General features: G+C 43.8%; 1 protein-coding gene and 1 pseudogene. One reads left to right on the top strand and one right to left on the bottom strand.

Going from position 1 to position 1,182, the window contains the following annotated elements:
- Positions 1-192: pseudogene (locus R7P35_RS25265) on the top strand (biotin--[acetyl-CoA-carboxylase] synthetase); the annotation flags it as partial.
- A gap of 6 nt (positions 193-198) precedes the next feature.
- Here R7P35_RS25265 and coaA read toward each other — a convergent pair.
- Entirely contained in the window at positions 199-1,122 is a 924-nt protein-coding gene (coaA, locus tag R7P35_RS25260; protein WP_015297458.1) for a type I pantothenate kinase, read from the bottom strand.
- Positions 1,123-1,182 lie beyond the last annotated feature (60 nt).

The raw sequence follows: 1,182 nt of genomic DNA, 5'->3' as shown, positions 1-1,182 counted from the left end.
CTGGGTGGTTTTGTTGAACGTTGGAATCGTTTGGACAACTTTATCGGTCGACCGGTTAAGCTTCTTATGGGACCGAGAGAAATACACGGAGTGGTACAAGGTATCGACCAACAGGGTGGGGTGGTGCTCAAAACTGAAAATGGTTTGGAAACCTACATTGGCGGAGAAATTTCGTTGAGAAAAGGGGACTGAGCCCCTTTACTTTCTTAGCGATACTTTGTCGACAAGGTGGTTAGCGCCTTTGTGGAGGATCAAATGGGCTCTTTCTCTGGTTGGAAGAATATTCAATTCCAGATTGAGTCCATTAATATTGCGCCAAATTTCTTTCGCTTTACTTTTCGCTTCATCGACCGACAGTTGCGTATAGTGGCTGAAGTAGGAGCCTGGTTTAGTAAAAGCTCCGCGGCGAAACTTCAAAAATCTCTCGACATACCACTGCTCTATCGTTTCACTTTCCGCATCAACATAAATTGAGAAATCAAGAAAATCAGATACAAATACTCGATGTGGATCATGTGGGTAGTCCATACCGCTTTGTAATACGTTTAAGCCTTCAATAATCAGCACGTCAGGTCGGTCGACTTTTTTTAGCTCATCAGTAATGTCGTATGTGATGTGTGAGTAAACAGGTACTTCAAGATTTGGTTTACCCGCCTTTACATCAGAAACAAATTCTACCAAGCGTTTGATGTCGTAAGATTCGGGAAAACCCTTGCGATGCATGATACCGCGCTCTTCCAAAACCTTTTTGGGATACAGAAAGCCATCCGTTGTAACTAAGGCGACTTTGGGATGATTTTCCCAACGAGAAAGCAGTGCTTTAAGAATGCGTGCTGTTGTACTTTTTCCAACAGCCACACTACCTGCAATGCCAATAACAAATGGCGGAGCGTGTTCCTCGGTATTTAGAAACTGCTGAAGAACAGAGTTGCGACTTTGGCGAGCCTGTACATATAAATTGAGTAGACGAGACAAAGGAAGGTAGATCTCTACCGCTTCCTCCATAGTGAGGTTTTCATTTATGCCTTGAAGCGCCTTTAGATCGTCTTCAGAGAGTGTCATCGGAACAGAATTACGAAGTTCTGCCCACTCGGCACGGTCAAATGACAAAAATGGACTCATGGGTCTCTTTTATCCTTGGTTTAGTAGAGAGCAAGAACATACAACAAGCACCGTGCAAAG

Origin of the sequence: Vibrio sp. Vb0304 (assembly GCF_033338995.1) — a bacterium.
Classification (GTDB): Bacteria; Pseudomonadota; Gammaproteobacteria; order Enterobacterales; family Vibrionaceae; genus Vibrio; species Vibrio alginolyticus.
The sequence above is the reverse complement of the archived record's forward strand: the minus strand, read 5'-3'. Positions and strand labels throughout refer to the sequence as shown.